Below are 18,755 nucleotides of genomic sequence, written 5' to 3'. Positions count from 1 at the left end.
TAGAGAAGGATTAAAGTATTTGCTTACGACACTTGTGTTGCCAAAGCAGCAATGATTTTTTCTGCAACAGAGTGCGATGAAGCTGGGTTTTGCCCGGTGATTAAATTGCCATCCACAACGGCAAACGGTTGCCAGTCGGCACCCTTGGCATATTTTGCACCTTTTTCTATCAGCATATCTTCTAGCATAAATGGTACTTCGGCGGTACTTTGGCCTGCAATTTCTTCGGTATTGGTAAAACCTGCTACCTGTTTGCCTTTTACTAACGGATCTCCGTTTTTGGCTTTCACATTTTGCAATGCAGCAGGGGCGTGGCATACCAATGCTACCGGCTTACCGGCTTCGTAAAAAGATTGGATCAGTTCAATCGATTTTACATCCTCCGGCAAATCCCACATTGGGCCGTGGCCACCGGGGTAAAAAATTGCGTCGTAATCCGCAGCGTCCACATCGGTTAACTTAATGGTGTTGTTTAACCTGTTTTGTGCATCCTCATCGCCAAAAAAGCGTTTAACGTCATCGGTAGTGAAATCTGGTAGCGTACTTTTAGGGTCTATTGGAGCTTTGCCACCTTGGGGCGAAGCAATAGTTACTTCGATACCTTGTCCGGTTAGTAAATAATAAGGGGTAGCAAATTCTTCTATCCAGATACCGGTTTTGTGGCCGGTGCTTTTCACCTCATCAAATGAGGTAACTACGATAAGTACTTTTTTTGATTTTATATTGTTCATGGTATGTTTATTAAAATTTCTGACTATGTACTTCAACAGCAATAAGTAATAATAGTGATGTTATAAAAAGTTTTTTTTGAATTTAATAATGTTAATGTTTAGTCAAAGATGCAAAGAAATTATCCCTCAATTAAGGATGTAGATCACGATTTTGGTGTGATGCAGATCACACCAAAATCCCGGCATATCTGAGTTTCTACCTATATTGCGCCTATATTTAATAATCATGAATGTCGTTTTCAGGAAACATTTAGAAGAAATCATCACCTTAACAGATACAGAATTTGAGCAGATCCTGCTGCATTTTACCGTAAAAAGGTTGAAAAAGCACCAGTTTGTAATACAGGCTGGTAGCCTGATAGATCATGAGTATTTTGTGATAAGCGGTTTGCTAAGATCATCTTACACCAATGAAGACGGTAAGGTGCATATTATACAGTTTGCTATGGAAAACTGGTGGATTTCTGATTATCATGCCCTAATTACACAAACAAACGCCATTTTTGATATTGATTGCCTGGAAGATGTGGAGTTGCTTAGCCTGTCGTCCGGGAGCAAAAAGAAACTTTGCGAGGAATTTCCTATTATGGAGCATTTTTTTAGAGTGAAAACTACAGCGGGCTATGTTGGCTTGCAGCAACGCATTTTATCATTATTAAACAACGACGCCCAATCGCGCTATCAGAAACTGTTTGCGCAATATCCTGTGCTATTTCAGCGTGTGCCTAAGGCTTTAATAGCCTCTTACCTTGGGGTATCGAGAGAAACCCTGAGCCGGCTTTCTAATATATAAGGGCGGCTTGCTTATATGTTTATTGTGAGCAACTATTATTTAGCAGTACCTATTTGTTTATCCACTACCAGGCCTTGCGCAGGCACCCACTTATCGTACTCCATATATTTGGCAATTTGTACAGCCACATCCCGGCCCCGTACTTTTTCAACCAGGTGCAAAGCGCCGTCGATACCTGCCGAGATACCCGCTGTGGTTATTATTTTACCATTATCAACAAAGCGTACGTTTGACAGTACTTTGGCTTTGGGAAAGGCTTTTCTGAGCTCTTCTATACTCTCATGGAAGGTTGTAACTGTTAAATTATCTAACATGCCTGCTTTGCCTAATATAAATGCGCCTGTGCAAACAGAGAAATAATATTCTGGCTTGGGCGCATTTTGTACCCATTTAATTACCGCTGGATCATTTGTTGCATTGCCTGCAGCACCTCCAAAAAATGCCAGTATATCAGCAGGGGGGGCATCGTCAATACTATATTGGGGAATGATCTTTAACACGCCCTGCGCAACAATAGGATCTTTAGTTTTTGATACCACGGCCACATCAAAACCAGCGTAAGAAAATACTTCCATAGGGCCGGCAAAGTCTAACACCTCTACACCGTTTTGCAGGTAAAAAAGTACTTTCAACCGTTTTAAATTCATGTTTTTTTCGTGCGTTGCCACACTTTGCAAACTAAGGGCCATTCCGCAATGCGGACATTTACCTGGTTTGTTAAAAGCAATGCGGTCACATTCATTGCCGCAAGGTTCACAGAAATAGGCTGTTTTAGCTTTGGTTTGTGAAAAAGCCGGAAACATAGTAATTATGCTAAAGAAGATTAATAAATGATGGTATAACAACGTTTTCATAAATGATATTTTTATCAAATGTATGCGCTGCAAAACATCAAAAAAGGACAACAAGGTGCAGTATCAGGCCATTATTATTGGGAAAGCGAATGCTGATTATTGAGCAGATGCCTAAGGCTGTTAGCACTTTTTAAGCCACAATGCAGCGCGGCGGCCTGTATAGAATGGCCTTCATTAATAAGCTGCCCGGCGCGTTCGGTGCGCAGTTTATCAAGGTATTCGCCAATGGTAATTAGGGTAGTTTTTTTGAATGAGCGGGTAAGGTTGCGTGCACTCATGTTGACTTCGGCAGCCAGCTGATCTATAGAAAGTTTATGCTCGAGCGACTGCGATAAAATATCCTGAACCTGGTGAATACGGTTGTCCAGGTGATTGCGGTATTGGGTAAAAACGCTCAACTGCGGGTCATCAATAGTGCGGCGGAAATAAATTACCACTTCTTTGGCTATTTGCGCTGCAAAGTGTGCACCCCAGATCTGTTCAACCAGGTATAATGCCAAATCAATACCCGATGACACGCCGGCGCTGGTATAAATACGATCTTCCTGCACAAAAAGCCGGTTAGTTTGCAGTCTTGCTTTGGGATGTAGCTTTTTAAAGCGATCGGCATATTTCCAGTGTGTGGTACAGTTGCGGTTATCAAGCAATCCGGCAGCAGCCAGCAAAAAAGTGCCTGTACATACAGAACAGATAGTTACCCCGTTTTGATGCTGCGCTTTTAACCAGTATTGAAACGGGCGGGTGCTATCTATAAAGGTGTTTTCTAATAATAGCGACTTATCCAGCCCCGGTACAAATATCAGGTCGCCGGGTTTTAAAGCCAGTTTATCATAAGGCGTTAACTGGTGAAAGGCCAGCAAGCTGCTGCTCACGGCCTCTGTCTGTTGGCTGGCAATGGTGCTAAAGAGCAATTTTACAGGTGCACCATAGCAGGCGGCTTCATAAAAAATATGCGCAGGGCCGGTAATATCAAGCAAATGAACTTTGGGCGGTACCATAAATACTGCCTGAATAGGAGATTGCTGATTGGGCTGCATGGGCTAAAATTAGTTAATCGTTTTTAAAAGGCAGAACCTTAGTTTAATTAAGCAATTTATGCAGCGTTTATTAAATGTTCAAGCTTTTTATTCGCTCCTTAAACTTTTCACCGGGTTGGCCGTGGCCGCTTTTATCGCCTGAAAACTTACTGTTAGCAAGGTTATAAAAATAATAGAAGTGCCGGCAATTATAAATACGCCCGGGCCAATGCTAATGCGGTAAGCAAAGCCTTGCAGCCATTGATACATTACCCACCAGGCTATCGGGAACGCAACAAGCACGGCAATCAATACCAATTTAAGGAAATCTTTGGTGAGCATAATGGTTATGCTATTGACCGATGCCCCGATAACTTTGCGGACCCCTATTTCTTTCTGCCGTTTTTGCGCGGTAAAGGCAACAAGACCAAAAAGGCCGAGACAAGAGATCAATATAGCCAGGAATGAAAAATATTTAGCCAGAATGGATACCCTGGTTTCGGTTTCATATTGTTTTTGATAAGCATCATCCAAAAAGTTACAAGAGAATGGGAAACCGGGATTATAAGCTTCATATAAATGCTGTATTTGGGCAATGGTTTGTTTCTGCTGCGTACCTTTTATCCTTACTATTAACTTATACCAGGGATTAACATCTTGAGCCAGTACAATAAATGAAGGCCTAACCGCCTCGTGTAATGATTCGAAATGGAAATCTTTTACCACACCGATAACCTGCAGGCTCTTATTAAAAAGTTTGATGTTTTTACCCACCGGGTTTTTAAGGTGCATGGCCTCAATAGCTGTTTCATTTAATATTACTTTACCACCTTCGGTACCATAGTTTTTAGAAAACGCCCGGCCTGCTGCCATTTTCATGCCCAAGGTTTCGATAAAGTTATAACCACCATAAAAGCCCTCAAAATAAATATCCTGGTTAGTATTTCCTTCCCAGCTTACCACAGCGGTGCCATAATTACGACCAACCAAGCCGTGTTGTGTAAAGCTGGCATTGATAACGCCGGGGATGTTTTTAAGCTGGGCAGTAAAGTTATCTTCGTTCCCTTGCAGCTTGCCTTCAGAATCAAACCGGATCACGTTGTCTTTATCATACCCCGGCTTGGTAGATTGTATGTATTGTATTTGTTTATAAACTACCAGCACGGCCACAATAAGCATAACTGATAGCGTGAATTGAAATACTACCAAGCCATTACGCGCTAGCAATTCTGCAAATGACGAGCTTAGCTTACCTTTTAAAATAGCTAAAGGTTTAAATTTAGACAAGTATAAGGCCGGATAACTACCCGAGGCCAAACCTGTAAAAAGTGTAATGGCAATCAGCATCATTAATAATGGTGCATCAAACTCCAGGCGGATTTGTTTACCTGTTAGCTGGTTAAATTGTGGCAGTAACAACCAGGTGACAGCAATGGCAATTAACATGGTTAATAGCGCCATTAGTAATGATTCGGAAAGGAACTGTGTAATTAACTGGCCACGTGCGGCGCCTACCACCTTCTTAATGCCTACTTCTTTCATCCGTCCGGATGCTTTGGCGGTGGAGAGGTTCATAAAATTGATACAGGCTATAATGAGTATAAAAATAGCGATCAATGAAAATAGTTTAACATACGCTAACCGGTCCCCAACCCGCGACCCATGGTTAAACGTGTTGTGCAGGTAATTGTAAGAGAAACGGGTAACAAAAGCGCTACGGGTGGTGTCGCCATTGTTTTTGGTTACCATGCCGGCAATTTTCTTATTAAAGGTGTTGATATCGGTGCCCTTTTTTAGCATTATAAAATTATGAGGGCCGGCATCACCCCAGTTTTTAACCCAGCCCTGTACGTCGGCCAGGTAATCAAATGACAGCACGAAGTCGAACTGTTGGGAGGAGTGTACAGGCAGTTTTTCAAAAACGCCTGATACATAAAAATATTTGCCCTGCTGAAACTTAACTGGTTTACCGATGGCATTATCTGATGTATTGAAAAGTCTTTTGGCCAAATCGTCAGAAATAACAATTCCGTTTTTATTGTTCAATACTTTACCTCTGTCGCCTTGCAGCATTTTAAAAGAGAAAATATTGAAATAATCCTTTCCGGTATATTGGCCGGCAGCCTTAATGTTTTTATCGCCCGAGGTAAGCGTAAATTTCTGAAACCAATCTGACGGGGCAACAGCTGCGGCATATTCTACTTCAGAGTTTTGCAGCTTCAATACCTCACTCATCATGCCCGATGATTCATCGGTTAGCTGTTGGCTGCTGCTTTTCCGGTGTTCCAGTACCTGGTAAACCTGGTCGTCCTTGTCAAAAAACTGATCATACCGTAACTCATCATGTACCCATAAATAAATAAGAAGGGTACAAGCAAGTCCGGCAGAAAGGCCTAACACATTGAGCAACGTAAATTGCTTGTCTTTTTTTAAGTTACGCCAGGCTATTTTCAGATAATTTTTGATCATGATGCTGTACTTTAGAGAATCGGATTACCTGTATATGGTAAATATAATGCCTGATTTTTAATTATTTGATTTTTAAATGTTTATGATAAATAATCTGACCGGCACTGTATCGGAAACGGACAATTTCACGTTCGTTTTCAGCACATAAGTTCCACGTATACAGTGGCATCCTTAGCTGTGGGGTGTACTACTTCCTGCAGCCAATATAAAGCGAAACAGAATTTTAATTATATCGGGCTATCAACTGACTAATATATTGGTAATGAGTGTTCAATAAGTACGTTAAAACCTCTATAAATTTGATATTTGCAAAAAAAAGCATATATTTTTAAAACTATTAAGGCGTAAAATCCTTATTTTTGTAATATACATGTGGAAAAAGTGGTTCAATATCTTTTTATGTATTTGGCTGGTTAATGCAGTCACGTATTTCCACGCCGCCAATCCGTTTGAGGATAACAATGACAGTCAATCTTCAGTATTTGCATCAGCACATCCAAAATTAAATACCTGGGCCGATTGCTTTTTGCACCAAGCCCCCCTTGATGATGAGGCCATACCGATACTGCCGCATAAAATTAACAGCCACCGCAGGTATGTAAACAGCAGGTCGCACAGCTTTAGCATATTTGTATCCGGCACATTTTGCTCCTCGTTATTTACAGTCCCTAAATACCTGTTGTATAATTGCAGCAGCAACTATTCTATAGGCGTAGCCATGCTACCCGCTTACTATAATTTTCTCTTCCGGTTTAGTCCGTTTTAACTCTAATAGGTTCGTTTAGTATTCTATTAATTAATGGCGTAGCGGGTTATCAATACAGATTTCTGCCTGCGCCGGTATTATCCCTTAAACAACAATATTAGATTTTGCCGTAATGATAAAAAATCATACCGCTTTTGGCTGGTTACCATTATTTGGTGCCTTGCTATTGGCCAGCTGTTCAGCAAGTAATAAAAATAAAGACGTAGAAGATACCCTGCAACTACCTGTTGTAATCTTAAAACAAAAAGATACCGTATTGCAAACTGCCTACGTAGCCGATATACAGGCGCTTAAAAATGTAGAAGTGCGGTCGCGGTTAAAAGGTTTTCTGGACCAAATTTATGTAGACGAAGGCAAGCCGGTAAAAAAAGGCCAGTTGCTATTTAAAGTAAATGACGAAGAATACCGGGTAGCCTTAGCCAAGGCCAAAGCTGCCCTAAGTAATGCCATTGCCGATGCCGTAGCAACCCGCCTGGAAGTTGACCGGGTGAAAATGCTGGTTAATAAAAACGTGATCTCGCCATCAGAACTGGATGTAGCCAAATCAAAGTTAACGGCTGATGAAGCCTTGATTACCGAAGAGCGGACTAATGTACAGGCCGCACAAAACCATATTAATTATACCAGTATCCGTGCGCCGTACGATGGAATTATTGATCGGATCCCACTTAAAGCAGGTAGTTTAATTGATGAGGGCACCCTGCTAACCACCATATCAGACATCAGCTCGATGTATGCCTATTTTAGTTTCCCCGAAAACGAATACCTGAAATACCAGCGGGCTAAAAACAATAAGGAAGAAAAGAATGATGAGGTTAAGCTGGTATTGGCCGATGGCAGTAGTTATACTTATCCCGGTAATATTGAAACCATTGAAGGCGAGATTGAACAAAATACCGGCTCGATAGATCTTCGTGCTAAATTCCCTAACCCCAGCAAGCTGCTGCGCCATGGTGCCAGCGGTAAAATATATATAACAACCAAGCTGGATGCTGCTATTATGGTGCCGCAAAAGTCGGTATTTGATGTGCAGGATAAAAGCTATGTGTATATCGTTGGGCCAGATAATAAACTGAAGATGCACAATTTTACGCCGCTTACCCGCATGTCGCAATATTATATTGTTAAGGCAGGGCTTAAAGCAGGCGATAAAATCTTATACGAGGGTACGCAAAACGCCCATGATGGGATGGTTATTAAACCCAATATGCTTACTAAACCTGCCATGCTGGTTTTAAAATAGCTCCCTGCTTATTCAGGCTGTTTCAACCCGGAACGGCCATTTGTCTGACCTTTTAAAATAGTTGAAACCTCATGTTCAATATATTTATTAAGCGACCTATCTTGTCGCTGGTTATATCTTTAATTATAACCCTTTTGGGTGTGCTGGCTTTGTTAACATTGCCGGTAACCCAGTTTCCGGATATTGTGCCGCCATCGGTTACAGTAACGGCAAATTATACAGGCGCCAATGCCGAGGTATGCGCCAAGGCTGTAGCCACTCCGTTGGAGCGGGCTATCAATGGCGTACCGGGCATGACCTATATGTCTACCGTTTGCAGTAACGACGGATTAACCGTTATACAGATTTATTTTAACGTAGGTATCGACCCCGATCAGGCTGCGGTAAACGTACAGAATCGCGTGTCGACCATTATTGATGAGCTCCCTGAGGAAGTAATCAAGGCCGGTGTTACCACCGAAAAAGAGGTGAACAGCATGCTGATGTACCTCAACATTATGAGCCAGGACAGCACCCTTGATGAGAAATTCATTTACAACTTTACCGATATCAACGTACTGCAAGAGTTAAAACGGATTGATGGTGTAGGCCGTGCCGAAATTATGGGTGCCAAAGAGTACTCTATGCGGGTATGGCTTAAGCCCGACCGGATGATGGCTTACAAGGTTTCTGCCGATGATGTGATCGAAGCTATCCGTAACCAAAATGTAGAGGCTGCACCGGGCAAAACCGGGCAAAGCTCTGATAAAGCGCCGCAGGTATTGCAGTATGTGCTGCGCTATCCGGGTAAGTTTTTTGAACCCAAGCAGTACGAAAATATTGTGATCCGTGCGGATGAAAGCGGCACGGTGCTTAAGCTTAAAGAGGTGGCCAACGTAGAGTTTGGCTCGCTTACCTATGGCATGGTGTCAAAAACCGACGGCAAGCCTTCGGCATCCATCATGATTAAGCAGCGCCCAGGCTCTAATGCCCGCGAGGTTATTGCCAACATTAAAAGCCGCATGGCCGAGATGAAAAAAGAGTCGTTCCCTACCGGGATGACTTACAATGTAAACTATGACGTTTCGCGTTTTCTGGATGCTTCCATCCATGAAGTATTGCGTACGCTGGTCGAAGCGTTTTTGCTGGTATTTGTGGTGGTGTTCATCTTTTTGCAAGATTTTAGATCTACCTTAATTCCTGCATTAGCAGTACCCGTCGCGCTCATTGGTACACTGTTCTTTATGCAAACGCTGGGGTTCTCCATTAACCTGCTTACCCTGTTTGCGCTGGTACTTTCTATTGGTATAGTGGTAGATAATGCCATTGTGGTAGTGGAGGCCGTCCACGTAAAAATGGGGGAAGGTTTAAAGCCGATGGAAGCCACCATCAGCGCTATGAAAGATATCAGCGGGGCCATTGTGGCTATCACGCTGGTGATGTCGGCAGTGTTTGTGCCGGTAGCCTTTATGTCGGGCCCGGTAGGGGTGTTTTATCGCCAGTTTTCGTTAACCATGGCTATTGCCATTGTAATCTCCGGGATCAACGCCGTAACACTTACCCCGGCGCTATGTGCCATTATGCTAAAGCATACGCACTATGAGCATGGCAAAAAGGGATTAGTCCACAAGTTTTTTGATGGCTTTAACAATAAGTACGACTGGCTAAATAATCGTTATGCCCGCCTGATTGGCAAAATTGCCGGGCAGCGTGTGATAACCGTTGTGTTGCTGCTCATCTTCTTTGTAGCCACTTGGGGCATTAGCACCATATTACCTTCGGGCTTTATCCCTACGGAAGATCAGGGTATGATCTATGTAAACGTAACCACCCCGGCGGGTTCAACCGTTGAGCGTACCGAAGAGGTACTGTCTGAAATTCAAAGGCAAACCAAAACAATAAAAGCTATCGAGTCGGTATCAACCTTATCCGGCTATAGTTTGGTGAATGAAGTTGCCGGTGCATTTTACGGCATGGCCATGATTAACCTTAAAGGTTGGGACGAACGTAAAGAATCATTAGAAGAAGTGATTAAGCAACTGCAAGATAAAACCAGGAATATTGGTGATGCCTCTATCCAGTTTTTCCCGCCGCCTACGGTACCGGGCTTTGGTAACTCCAGCGGCTTCGAGATCAGGTTGCTGGATAAAACCGGCAGCGGCGATCTACAGCAAACCGGGAAAATATCTAAAGAATTTATCGATGCGCTTAACAAGTCGCCTGAGATTGAAAATGCCTTCTCGAGCTTTGATCCAAACTTCCCGCAGTATATGATCACGGTAGATCAGCAGATGGCGGCCAAGAAAGGCATCACGATTGATAAAGCAATGTCGACCCTGCAAACTTTAATGGGGAGTTATTATGCATCCAACTTTATCCGTTTCGGGCAAATGTACAAGGTAATGGTGCAAGCCTCGCCCGAATACCGTTCGCGGCCGGAAGATGTGCTGAGCCTGTACGCCAAAAATGATAAAGGCGAAATGGTGCCGTTTTCTACGTTTATTAAAATGGAAAAAGTGGTAGGGCCCGAGCAGTTAACGCGCTACAACATGTACACGTCTGCCATGATTAATGGTGATGCTGCACCGGGCTATAGCAGCGGCGATGCCAACAGCGCCATTGAACGGATAGCCAAGGAGAAACTACCGAAGGGCTACTCGTTTGATTGGTCGGGGATGACGCGCGAGCAGATCCTGTCGGGCAACCAGGCGATTTATATTTTTATCATCTGTTTAATCTTCGTATACCTGTTACTGGCCGCTCAATATGAGAGTTTATTGTTGCCATTGGCTGTAATACTATCATTGCCTACAGGGATTTTCGGGGCGTTTTTCTTCTTGAAGATACTGGGCCTCGAGAACAATATTTATGCCCAGGTAGCCCTGGTAATGCTCATCGGTTTACTGGGTAAAAATGCCATCCTGATTGTTGAGTTCGCCGTACAGCGTGAGAAAGAAGGTTTAACACCTGTAAAAGCCGCTGTAGAAGGTGCGGTATCACGGCTCCGGCCAATTTTGATGACTTCATTTGCATTTATTGCCGGTTTAATCCCGTTATGCGTGGCCAGCGGTGCTGGTGCTATGGGTAACCGATCTATCGGTACGGCTGCAGCAGGGGGGATGTTATTGGGAACTATTTTCGGGTTGATCCTTATTCCCGGCCTTTATGTAATTTTCTCCAGCATGGGCAAAAAGAAAAAGCCGGCCGAGGTTACAGAAGAAGCAGAATTACAAAGCACCTATTAATTTTACTATGCAAATTCATCAAATTAAATATAAATATTACGCTGCGTTTGTTGCTGTTTTGCTGGCAGCGGGTTGCGGCAATTACAAATCGGCTACGGTAACATCGAGCATGAAACTGCCCGATACCTTTGCCGTAGCTAAGGATACCGGCAATATCGCGGCTATTCCCATCAGTACGTTTTTTTCGGATACCTACCTGGTGAGCCTGATTGATACGGCTATGGCAGCCAATCTGGATATCCTTTCGGCTTTACAGCGGGTTGAGGTGGCTAATGCCAATTTGAGATACAGTGGCGGTGCCTTGCTGCCAAGCGTAAACCTTAATGTAAACGCCGGAATAGAAAAATATGGCGATTATACCATGAATGGTGTAGGTAATTACGATACCAACCTGTCATCAAACATTAATAAAGACCAGCGTATACCCACCAACCCAACGCCCGATTATTTTGTAGGCTTCAGAAGCTCATGGGAAATTGATTTGTGGGGGAAACTGCATAGCCGTAAACAAGCAGCATTTAGCCGGTTTTTGGCCAGCCAGAATGGTTACAAAATGGTAATGACCTCGCTAACCTCACAAATTGCAACGGCCTATTACCAATTGCTTGCGCTTGATTACGAACTGAAGGTGATCCGCAGAAATATTATCCTACAGAACAATGCGTTGGAAATTGTAAAGATCCAAAAATTGGGTGGCCGCGCTACAGAACTGGCTGTACAGCAGTTTCTGGCGCAATTGAAACGTACCCAGGGGTTGGAATACGCCACCTTGCAACAAATTACCGAAACAGAAAATCAGCTTAATTTTTTAACCGGTAAGTTTTCGCAGCCCATTAAAAGGGATACCTCTATCAATACGCTGGTATTGCCAAAGGCTTTAACAGCCGGTATCCCATCGCAATTGCTGCTAAACCGGCCCGACATTAAAGAGGCTGAACTTGAATTAAGAGCAATGAATGCCGACATTAAAGCGGCAAGGGCAGCGTTTTTTCCATCATTAACATTGTCGCCTTATGTGGGGTTTAACTCCTTTGCCTCGTCGCTATTGTTTAATACAGGCTCGTTTGTGTATGGTATTGTTGGTGGCGTTACCGCCCCAATATTTAACCGCAGGCAAATTAAGGCCGACTATGCGCGCAATATAGCCGAAGGAAAGCAGGCTTTGTATAGCTATCAGAAAACTATCCTTTCCAGTTTTCAGGAAGTAATGAATGGCTTAAAAGGTGTTGAAAATTACCAAAACTACTACCTGCAAAAGCAACAGGAAGTACAGGCTCTTAACAACGCGGTTGATGTAGCCAATGATCTGTACCTGGTAGGCCGGGCTAACTACCTGGAGGTAATAACTGCACAACGCAGCGTACTGGATGCCGAACTGGAACTGGCCAACACCCGGAAAAATATTTTTATCAATGCTATTAACCTGTACCGCTCGGTAGGCGGAGGCTGGCGATAGAGTATATTTGAATATTCCTTAAAGCAAAGAAGTCCCTGCTTTTTAGCAGGGACTTCTGTTTGTATAATTATTAGAAGTTATTCTTCCGGATACTTAGACCGTTTTCAATTGCTGTAATTAAGGGATCAGTACAATTTTGCCATGTGTATGGCGCTGTTCCAGTTCAGCGTAGGCATCACGTACCTTATCCAGTGGGTAAGTATTTGCAACGGTGATCTCTAATTTACCGGAGGCTAACAGTCCGGCTAATTCTGCTAATACTTCTGCTGTGGCTGCTTTTGCGCTGCCTTCAGTTTTTACGCCATGTTTTTGCGCCGCTTCAAAATCTATAATGGTATTGATCCGGTCGGCTGGCACACCCAATTCAAGAGCCAGATCTACATAACCTTTTCCAAACGTATCAATAAAAGCATCAACCTTGCCTGCAGATGCTGTTTTAATGCGGTCGGCCTGGCCATCGCCATAAATTACAGCGGTAATGCCGTGATCTTTTAACCATTGCTGGTTCGATTCTCCTGCTAGTCCAATCACGTTAGCTCCGGCATTTTTAGCCAACTGTACGGCAAGTGAACCAACACCCCCTGCGGCTCCGGATACTACTACCGTATCGCCGGGTTTAAGCGAAACGGCATGTACAGATGCCCACGCGGTAGTGCCGGCCACAAAAAGCGCCCCGGCTTGTTCCCACGGTACATTAGCCGGGCGGGGTACAATATGATCGGCTTCTGCCAAAACATATTCGGCATGGCTGGCTCTGTTATCTGTAAAACCAATTACCTCATCACCTGCATTAAAACCGGTGATACCTTTACCAACTTCTTCAATTATGCCGGCAAAATCGCTCCCCTCGCCCGAAGGAAAGGTAGTAGGGAATTGTTTGGCTAATTTTCCCTCACGTATCGACGCCTCGCCGGGGTTTATCCCTGCTGCTTTAACTTTTACCAGTACCTGGTTATCTGCAGGCACCGGGCGTTGTATATCTTCTATTTTAAGTACATCCAGGCCACCGTATTTTTCAAATTTTACTGCTTTCATAATTGTGGTATTTATAAATATGTATTTCAATAACGTTGCGCTACCGTGCATGTTTCTTTAATTAAAAGCTGCCGCGTTTTTTACGGTGTAGCGACAATAGCTGGTTATTATTTGACAAATACTTGTCAAAATTTGCAAAGAATAAAAAAGGCGGTGGTTTGTAGCCACCGCCATATTGTATGCGATCAGTATCTGGGTTAACCTTAATCCAATAAAGTCCAGGTGCGTTTGGCTTGTACGGTTTGCACCATTTGCTGCTCGGCCACCACAATGTTTTCTTTACGCTGGCCAATATATTCCAGTGTGCTTAATTTGTTCCACAAGGCAATGATCACCCTTAAAAACTCGTCTACCACGGTCATTGACGAGCGGATATCATGATGGTTATATACCACCTCAATTAAACGGGCCAGTAACTCTTCAAAATTACCGGGGGTAACATCTTTCCACTCGTAAAAGTATTTCAGCAGTTCCTCGCGTTCGGTACCGGCAATGCTTTTAACGGTGCTAAAAAATATGTGTGCCATCTCAGAAAAATAGCCAACAAGCACCAGCGGTGTTTGCTGAAATGCAATGTTGCGGTAACCGAAATAAATGCGGGCAATATAATCCAGCATTTTGTCGCACAGCAGCTTCACATTTTTACCGATGGGCGATATCGTATCCTTAGAGGTTATTTTATCGATAATACGGAATGACAACAGTTGAAAATCATTCAGCTGACTACTAAATGATTCATAATATTTTATCAGATCGTTATGGCTTAAAATAGCAGTACAAGGGGGGATATAGTCTGCAATTAATTGTATGCCCGCATTGCTGCGGGTAAACTTGCCCACTTCCAGATAATGGTTGTTTTTAATGCTGATCTGCGAAGCGGGCAAAATGGTGATGCCATAAAAGTTATCTACCTCGGGGTAGCGTAGGGGTGTTTCTTCCGGATCGGGTTTGCCGCTGGCTACACGTTCGTGCGGGTTAACAGTTAAAATAATATAATAAGTTTCAACGGCATCGGTCAGTTGTTCCTGGTTAAAGTAATGGTTAAACACTAACTCCTCGCCCAATGCTTCAGCCGAAATGTGAATGCGATAACCCTCAGCTGTAATGGCATTACATTGTTTGATCTTAACCTGAATCTGGTTTGATGCGCGCTCACTTATCTGGATATCCAGCGATGTGTTTTCGCCGCTGAAAGGGGGGAGCAGCCCGAAATTGTTATTATTAAGGGTGATAGAGTTACTATCCCGGATCATGTCCTGAATAAAATTATCTGTTTGTACAAAATGCCCGCTGGAAATTTTCATCCCATCCACCCAGTTAACAGATCTATACTTCAATGGTAAATACATACGATACTATTTTGTGAAATTTATAAATAAACAGCTTCATCACCTTTGCGCTCGGGTGTGCTTGCTACCTCAGAAACCCTTTTTGCAAAAATGGCAAAGGTTTCGGTAACGTTGTTTTGTTCAATATCAAGGTCGGGGTCAATAAACTGCCGTTGCTTAAAAAACGATGGTTTAATGTAAAAAATCCACCTATAACTTTCCTTGCCGGCATGCTGGTATTGTATAGGCGAATCGGGAAATTTTAAATTATAATCATCAATAAATTTCTGGAACCATAAACCAAAGTTCATGTTGCGCGGGGCTTTTGCTTTGACTTTTAAAGGCTCTGCATCATCGGTATGCTTATACAGGTTAACTTCTAATACCAGCAAATGATTAAAATCAAGATGCTCCATGCTGATATCGGCCGGAACAAGCGGGTATTGCCAAATTTTATAGATTTCCAGCGGGATATTTAAAAAGGCAATATAGGCCCACCAGAAAACAACCGGAACCAAAAATACAAATACAGAGCTAGCCGCCCATAAGCCATATTTAAGGTCATTTAACCAATCGAAGCCCAGTTTAAACAGAAACACACCCAGCAAGCATGCTATGAGGCAACATATAAAGAAAAAGCCTTTACGTTCCAATAGCTCGGTTTCGTAATAAACGCCGGCCAGCCATACAAATAGTATACCAAGGGTTATGTAATAAATTTGGCAGATAATGTATCCCCAAGGCATAAATTGCAGATCTAAAAAGCCCATTAAGCCTGGCAACCCAAGCAATAAACTGGTAACAAGAATAATAACAATAAGCTTTTTGTTATTAAGAAGTTTATTCTTTTTATTGATAATGGTCATTATTGCCGTGGCAACAACAAAAATTACCGGGAACAGCAAATAGCGGATAAAGAAGGATTTAACGTCCATAAAAGTTATAGGTGTAGATGGCTAAAAAAAGTCCAAATAATTAAATCTGAACTTTGTCTAATCAATTACCAATAATTGTGGTTATTGTTTTATATAACACTGCAAAAATCAAGTTAAATGATTGTTAAGCTACCAAACCAGCTCGATACAGATTACAAAGCCGTAACCCTTGCCGCCGAATTGATTGAGCAGGGACTTGTTAACGCCGATGAGGTAATTATTTTGCCCGTGGGTGCCAAGGAGCGCGCCTATGCTAAAGAAATAGCCGGGGTAACTAATTATGATTCGGCCTATCGAAACCGCAAAATGCTGTCTATCAGTATTAACCGGGAGGGTTTGTATGATATGCTGCCCGAAGGGTTGTTTCACCTGCCGCCATCATCCAGTGTGATGATCACCGAGGAAGAAATGATTAAAGATGTAGTTGCCCGCCGCGAAGAGGAAAAGCAGGCCCGCGCATTTTTTGCTCCCTTTGAAGCCGAGCTCTACCACATCCGCACTGTGGTTGAACTATACGAGAGCCGCCTTGACAAAAAAAGTGAGTATGATGAACTGGTTAATATATTTTTAAAAGAGTGGCGAGAGTTTAAATGTTTTACCAACGAGCAAATGGTAATACTGATGCATGTGCTGCCTGTAATACACGAACAGCGTAACAATCTCGATTTTATAAGCAATGTATTTAGTATTATGTTTAAGGCAGGCATCAGCCTTCAATACCAGCTTAGCGATAATAACACCATGGCTGCCGAAGCCAAGGCATTAGAAACCAAGTTAGGTTCGGGTGTTTTGGGTGTTAATTTTATTGCAGGGCAGGTTAACGAGCCGGAAGAAGAATTAATTATAACTATTGGACCGCTTACAGCCAAGCAAATGCTTGAGTTTTTGCCTGGTACCCGCGCTGCCGAAGCTATGGATGTGCTGTTGTCTTATTTTATTCCTCTGCAAACCGGTATCAGTACGCGGTATGTAGCCGAGCCCGATTATCAAAAACTGGTACTGGGTTTGGGCGAAGAAAACGCCTGCCTGGGTTTTACTACATTTTTAGGCAATTAATTAGTTTATAAACAACCTGTAGCTCGAGTTTATTACGCTGCGGCTGCTTAATTTAGATTGCAGCAGATTAAGCAGCGTATCCCAATCATCAGCAGAGAGCTTGATATTACCGGCAGGTTTTAAAAATATATCCACCGTTTTTTTGAAGCCCTCTTTCGGGTTGCTGGATACCACCAGCCCTTTGCCTATTTTAACATCGGTTATTTTATTGCCCAGTTCATAAAAGCAAAAGCTTACCAGATCTGCCTGGGTAACAATCCTGTCTTTAGTGGTCAGTCCGTATTTGTAGGCCTGGATACGTTCTGTAGCCCCAAGGCTGTTACGGCCGCCAACGGTACTGCTCATCAGGCGCAGGCTATCAGCCTTAATTTTAAGCATCTCGAACTGTTGCAGGCGCGCACCACGGCGTATGTTATTAGCTGCATCGGCCAGTGTGGTCCAATATTGTAAGTAAAGCATGGTAGCTTTTTCATTAGGCTTCACAATCAGATAATTAAACAGCTCATGACCGTTTTCGGCCAGGCGCGATTTTTTTTCGATCAGTGCCAAATTCTGTTCAAGTGTTTTCAGTATGTTGTTTAAAAAATCGCTTCCATAGCTGGCAAAAGCGGCTTTTTCATCCCTCAACAACTCAAATAAATACTCGATAAGCTGTTGCGCATTGCGCGAGTCGAACCGCTCGGCGCCACCATTGCGAATAGAGTAACTGCCCTCAAAACTTTGGTTGGCCTGGGTGTACGGTATCTCACTGTAATGTACGTTACGATCGTCAAACAAATCTTTAACCGATAAAAAATGGTCATTTGATGCCACCTTAATGGGTATAATATTGTTCATTTCCCTCAACCTGTATTTCTGCTCGTACCTGCGCCTGTTCACCACCGGGAAACAGTTAACTGATACCTGCAGTTCTTCTATAATATGCGGCGCAATAGCAGCCGGAAAGGTGATCTTAATCCAGGTACATGGCTTTAACCTGCTTAGCTCTGCCGTGTTAAAAGCATTAGTAAATGCTTCCGGAAACGCCAGGGTATAATTGGTAACATCAGTTAGCCGGATGTCTGTTAATGAGATAAACCTGTTGGTGTAAAACTCTTTAATATCGCGGGTAATAAGGTTTATTACGTTCTGCTCATAAAATACAGGCCTGTTCTTGGCGTCCAGATCTTCCCTGTAAACCAGCCCGGGCTGGGTCTCCAGCTCATAATCGCCGGCATAACATTTTACTACCGAAAGCAGCTTGTAAAAATCGTCATTAGCGGTGTAGTCTGGCCATTCAAAAAAGAGGGCCAGGTTTTGCAGGTTAATAAGGCCGGGTGCAGCTTCTATCCCAACCCACAGGGTATTACTTTCGGTATGGAGGGTAGAGGCAGCTGTAAGCAGGGTATTTTTACGCATGTTTTCATCATACTCATACAAATTGCGCCCGCTGCTTGCATAACGTATATTGGCATTAAATAGATTAACATCGCCCACTGGCGAAAAAAATATATCCTCGTTTTCGTTTTTTGCGGTATCTTTTGTGGCCTGCCTTTTATAAAAAAAATGATTGTTAACGTTTACTACTTCTTTGGCTTCTATAGGCTGCGCTTTTAAAACACCATGCGCGGGCAGGGCAGAAGTTAAATAATCTGAGGCCAGTATGCGCGATATTTTGCTTAATACCCGGTTCTCCAGGTTTTTTACATCGTTTGATACATTAAAGAGCTCGGTGCTTAGGGTTTCAATCAAAAGCTTAACCATCGGGTCAATATCATTAATGTTGGCGGTGCCCCAGTAATCCATGGCGTTGCGCAGCATGCGTGTTCTGATATCTTCTTTAGTATTAAAAAATATATTGCTCATAAGT

General features: G+C 43.0%; 14 protein-coding genes. 6 read left to right on the top strand and 8 right to left on the bottom strand.

Annotated elements, in window-relative coordinates; translation table 11 throughout:
* Positions 1–23 precede the first annotated feature (23 nt).
* Entirely contained in the window at positions 24–731 is a 708-nt protein-coding gene (locus tag RG47T_RS14615) for a type 1 glutamine amidotransferase domain-containing protein (RefSeq protein WP_074490157.1), read from the bottom strand.
* Positions 732–957: 226 nt separating this feature from the next.
* Here RG47T_RS14615 and RG47T_RS14610 point away from each other — a divergent pair, with 226 nt between their 5' ends.
* Positions 958–1,524, top strand: a complete 567-nt coding sequence (locus RG47T_RS14610; protein ID WP_074490156.1) for a Crp/Fnr family transcriptional regulator — start codon at positions 958–960, stop codon at positions 1,522–1,524.
* A gap of 35 nt (positions 1,525–1,559) precedes the next feature.
* Here RG47T_RS14610 and RG47T_RS14605 read toward each other — a convergent pair whose 3' ends face one another.
* From RG47T_RS14605 to RG47T_RS14595, 3 genes are all read right to left on the bottom strand, one after another.
* Positions 1,560–2,378 carry a DJ-1/PfpI family protein gene (locus tag RG47T_RS14605; RefSeq protein WP_083627416.1) on the bottom strand — a complete coding sequence of 273 codons (819 nt, stop codon included), beginning with the start codon at positions 2,376–2,378 and terminating at the stop codon, positions 1,560–1,562.
* A 74-nt stretch (positions 2,379–2,452) separates the two neighbouring features.
* Entirely contained in the window at positions 2,453–3,415 is a 963-nt protein-coding gene (locus RG47T_RS14600; protein ID WP_074490155.1) for a GlxA family transcriptional regulator, read from the bottom strand.
* Positions 3,416–3,502: 87 nt separating this feature from the next.
* Positions 3,503–5,863: an ABC transporter permease gene (locus RG47T_RS14595; protein ID WP_074490154.1), complete on the bottom strand. Its 2,361-nt coding sequence runs from the start codon at positions 5,861–5,863 to the stop codon at positions 3,503–3,505.
* A 370-nt stretch (positions 5,864–6,233) separates the two neighbouring features.
* Here RG47T_RS14595 and RG47T_RS25760 point away from each other — a divergent pair, with 370 nt between their 5' ends.
* The 4 genes from RG47T_RS25760 to RG47T_RS14575 all read left to right on the top strand — a co-directional run bounded on the left by RG47T_RS25760 (position 6,234) and on the right by RG47T_RS14575 (position 12,552).
* Entirely contained in the window at positions 6,234–6,629 is a 396-nt protein-coding gene (locus tag RG47T_RS25760) for a hypothetical protein (protein WP_139235685.1), read from the top strand.
* A 112-nt stretch (positions 6,630–6,741) separates the two neighbouring features.
* Positions 6,742–7,872, top strand: a complete 1,131-nt coding sequence (locus RG47T_RS14585) for an efflux RND transporter periplasmic adaptor subunit (protein WP_074490152.1) — start codon at positions 6,742–6,744, stop codon at positions 7,870–7,872.
* A 71-nt stretch (positions 7,873–7,943) separates the two neighbouring features.
* Positions 7,944–11,096, top strand: a complete 3,153-nt coding sequence (locus RG47T_RS14580) for an efflux RND transporter permease subunit (RefSeq protein WP_074490151.1) — start codon at positions 7,944–7,946, stop codon at positions 11,094–11,096.
* Between the two features lie 7 nt (positions 11,097–11,103).
* The gene (locus tag RG47T_RS14575) at positions 11,104–12,552 is read left to right on the top strand and encodes a TolC family protein (RefSeq protein WP_074490150.1); all 1,449 of its coding nucleotides are present in this window, start codon (positions 11,104–11,106) and stop codon (positions 12,550–12,552) included.
* Between the two features lie 117 nt (positions 12,553–12,669).
* Here the strand turns inward: RG47T_RS14575 and RG47T_RS14570 are convergent, their stop codons facing one another.
* From RG47T_RS14570 to RG47T_RS14560, 3 genes are all read right to left on the bottom strand, one after another.
* Positions 12,670–13,587 (bottom strand): NADP-dependent oxidoreductase, encoded by a 918-nt coding sequence (locus RG47T_RS14570; RefSeq protein WP_216351061.1) that lies wholly within the window; start codon positions 13,585–13,587, stop codon positions 12,670–12,672.
* Between the two features lie 203 nt (positions 13,588–13,790).
* The gene (locus RG47T_RS14565; protein WP_074490149.1) at positions 13,791–14,936 is read right to left on the bottom strand and encodes a hypothetical protein; all 1,146 of its coding nucleotides are present in this window, start codon (positions 14,934–14,936) and stop codon (positions 13,791–13,793) included.
* A gap of 20 nt (positions 14,937–14,956) precedes the next feature.
* A complete protein-coding gene (locus RG47T_RS14560; protein WP_074490148.1) occupies positions 14,957–15,850 on the bottom strand; it encodes a TssN family type VI secretion system protein in 894 nt (297 codons plus the stop codon).
* Between the two features lie 117 nt (positions 15,851–15,967).
* Here RG47T_RS14560 and RG47T_RS14555 point away from each other — a divergent pair, with 117 nt between their 5' ends.
* Positions 15,968–16,906, top strand: coding sequence for a type VI secretion system baseplate subunit TssG (locus tag RG47T_RS14555; RefSeq protein ID WP_074490147.1), 939 nt, complete (start codon positions 15,968–15,970; stop codon positions 16,904–16,906).
* On the opposite strand, the gene RG47T_RS14550 is transcribed toward RG47T_RS14555, so the two are convergent.
* The gene (locus RG47T_RS14550; RefSeq protein WP_074490146.1) at positions 16,907–18,751 is read right to left on the bottom strand and encodes a type VI secretion system baseplate subunit TssF; all 1,845 of its coding nucleotides are present in this window, start codon (positions 18,749–18,751) and stop codon (positions 16,907–16,909) included.
* Positions 18,752–18,755: the final 4 nt, after the last annotated feature.

Origin of the sequence: Mucilaginibacter polytrichastri, from assembly GCF_001911425.1 — a bacterium.
GTDB lineage: Bacteria > Bacteroidota > Bacteroidia > Sphingobacteriales > Sphingobacteriaceae > Mucilaginibacter > Mucilaginibacter polytrichastri.
Note: the sequence above shows the minus strand (reverse complement) of the source record. Positions and strands in the feature narration are given on the sequence as shown.

Bases quoted from the DNA above. Each gene is read 5' to 3' on its own strand.
- RG47T_RS14585 (WP_074490152.1), top strand. From the start codon at position 6,742: ATGATAAAAAATCATACCGCTTTTGGCTGGTTACCATTATTTGGTGCC.
- RG47T_RS14575 (WP_074490150.1), top strand. From the start codon at position 11,104: ATGCAAATTCATCAAATTAAATATAAATATTACGCTGCGTTTGTTGCT.
- RG47T_RS14550 (WP_074490146.1), bottom strand. From the start codon at position 18,751: ATGAGCAATATATTTTTTAATACTAAAGAAGATATCAGAACACGCATG.
- RG47T_RS14615 (WP_074490157.1), bottom strand. From the start codon at position 731: ATGAACAATATAAAATCAAAAAAAGTACTTATCGTAGTTACCTCATTT.
- RG47T_RS14605 (WP_083627416.1), bottom strand. From the start codon at position 2,378: ATGAAAACGTTGTTATACCATCATTTATTAATCTTCTTTAGCATAATT.
- RG47T_RS14565 (WP_074490149.1), bottom strand. From the start codon at position 14,936: ATGTATTTACCATTGAAGTATAGATCTGTTAACTGGGTGGATGGGATG.
- RG47T_RS14555 (WP_074490147.1), top strand. From the start codon at position 15,968: ATGATTGTTAAGCTACCAAACCAGCTCGATACAGATTACAAAGCCGTA.
- RG47T_RS14570 (WP_216351061.1), bottom strand. From the start codon at position 13,587: ATGAAAGCAGTAAAATTTGAAAAATACGGTGGCCTGGATGTACTTAAA.
- RG47T_RS14600 (WP_074490155.1), bottom strand. From the start codon at position 3,415: ATGCAGCCCAATCAGCAATCTCCTATTCAGGCAGTATTTATGGTACCG.
- RG47T_RS14560 (WP_074490148.1), bottom strand. From the start codon at position 15,850: ATGGACGTTAAATCCTTCTTTATCCGCTATTTGCTGTTCCCGGTAATT.
- RG47T_RS25760 (WP_139235685.1), top strand. From the start codon at position 6,234: ATGTGGAAAAAGTGGTTCAATATCTTTTTATGTATTTGGCTGGTTAAT.
- RG47T_RS14595 (WP_074490154.1), bottom strand. From the start codon at position 5,863: ATGATCAAAAATTATCTGAAAATAGCCTGGCGTAACTTAAAAAAAGAC.
- RG47T_RS14610 (WP_074490156.1), top strand. From the start codon at position 958: ATGAATGTCGTTTTCAGGAAACATTTAGAAGAAATCATCACCTTAACA.
- RG47T_RS14580 (WP_074490151.1), top strand. From the start codon at position 7,944: ATGTTCAATATATTTATTAAGCGACCTATCTTGTCGCTGGTTATATCT.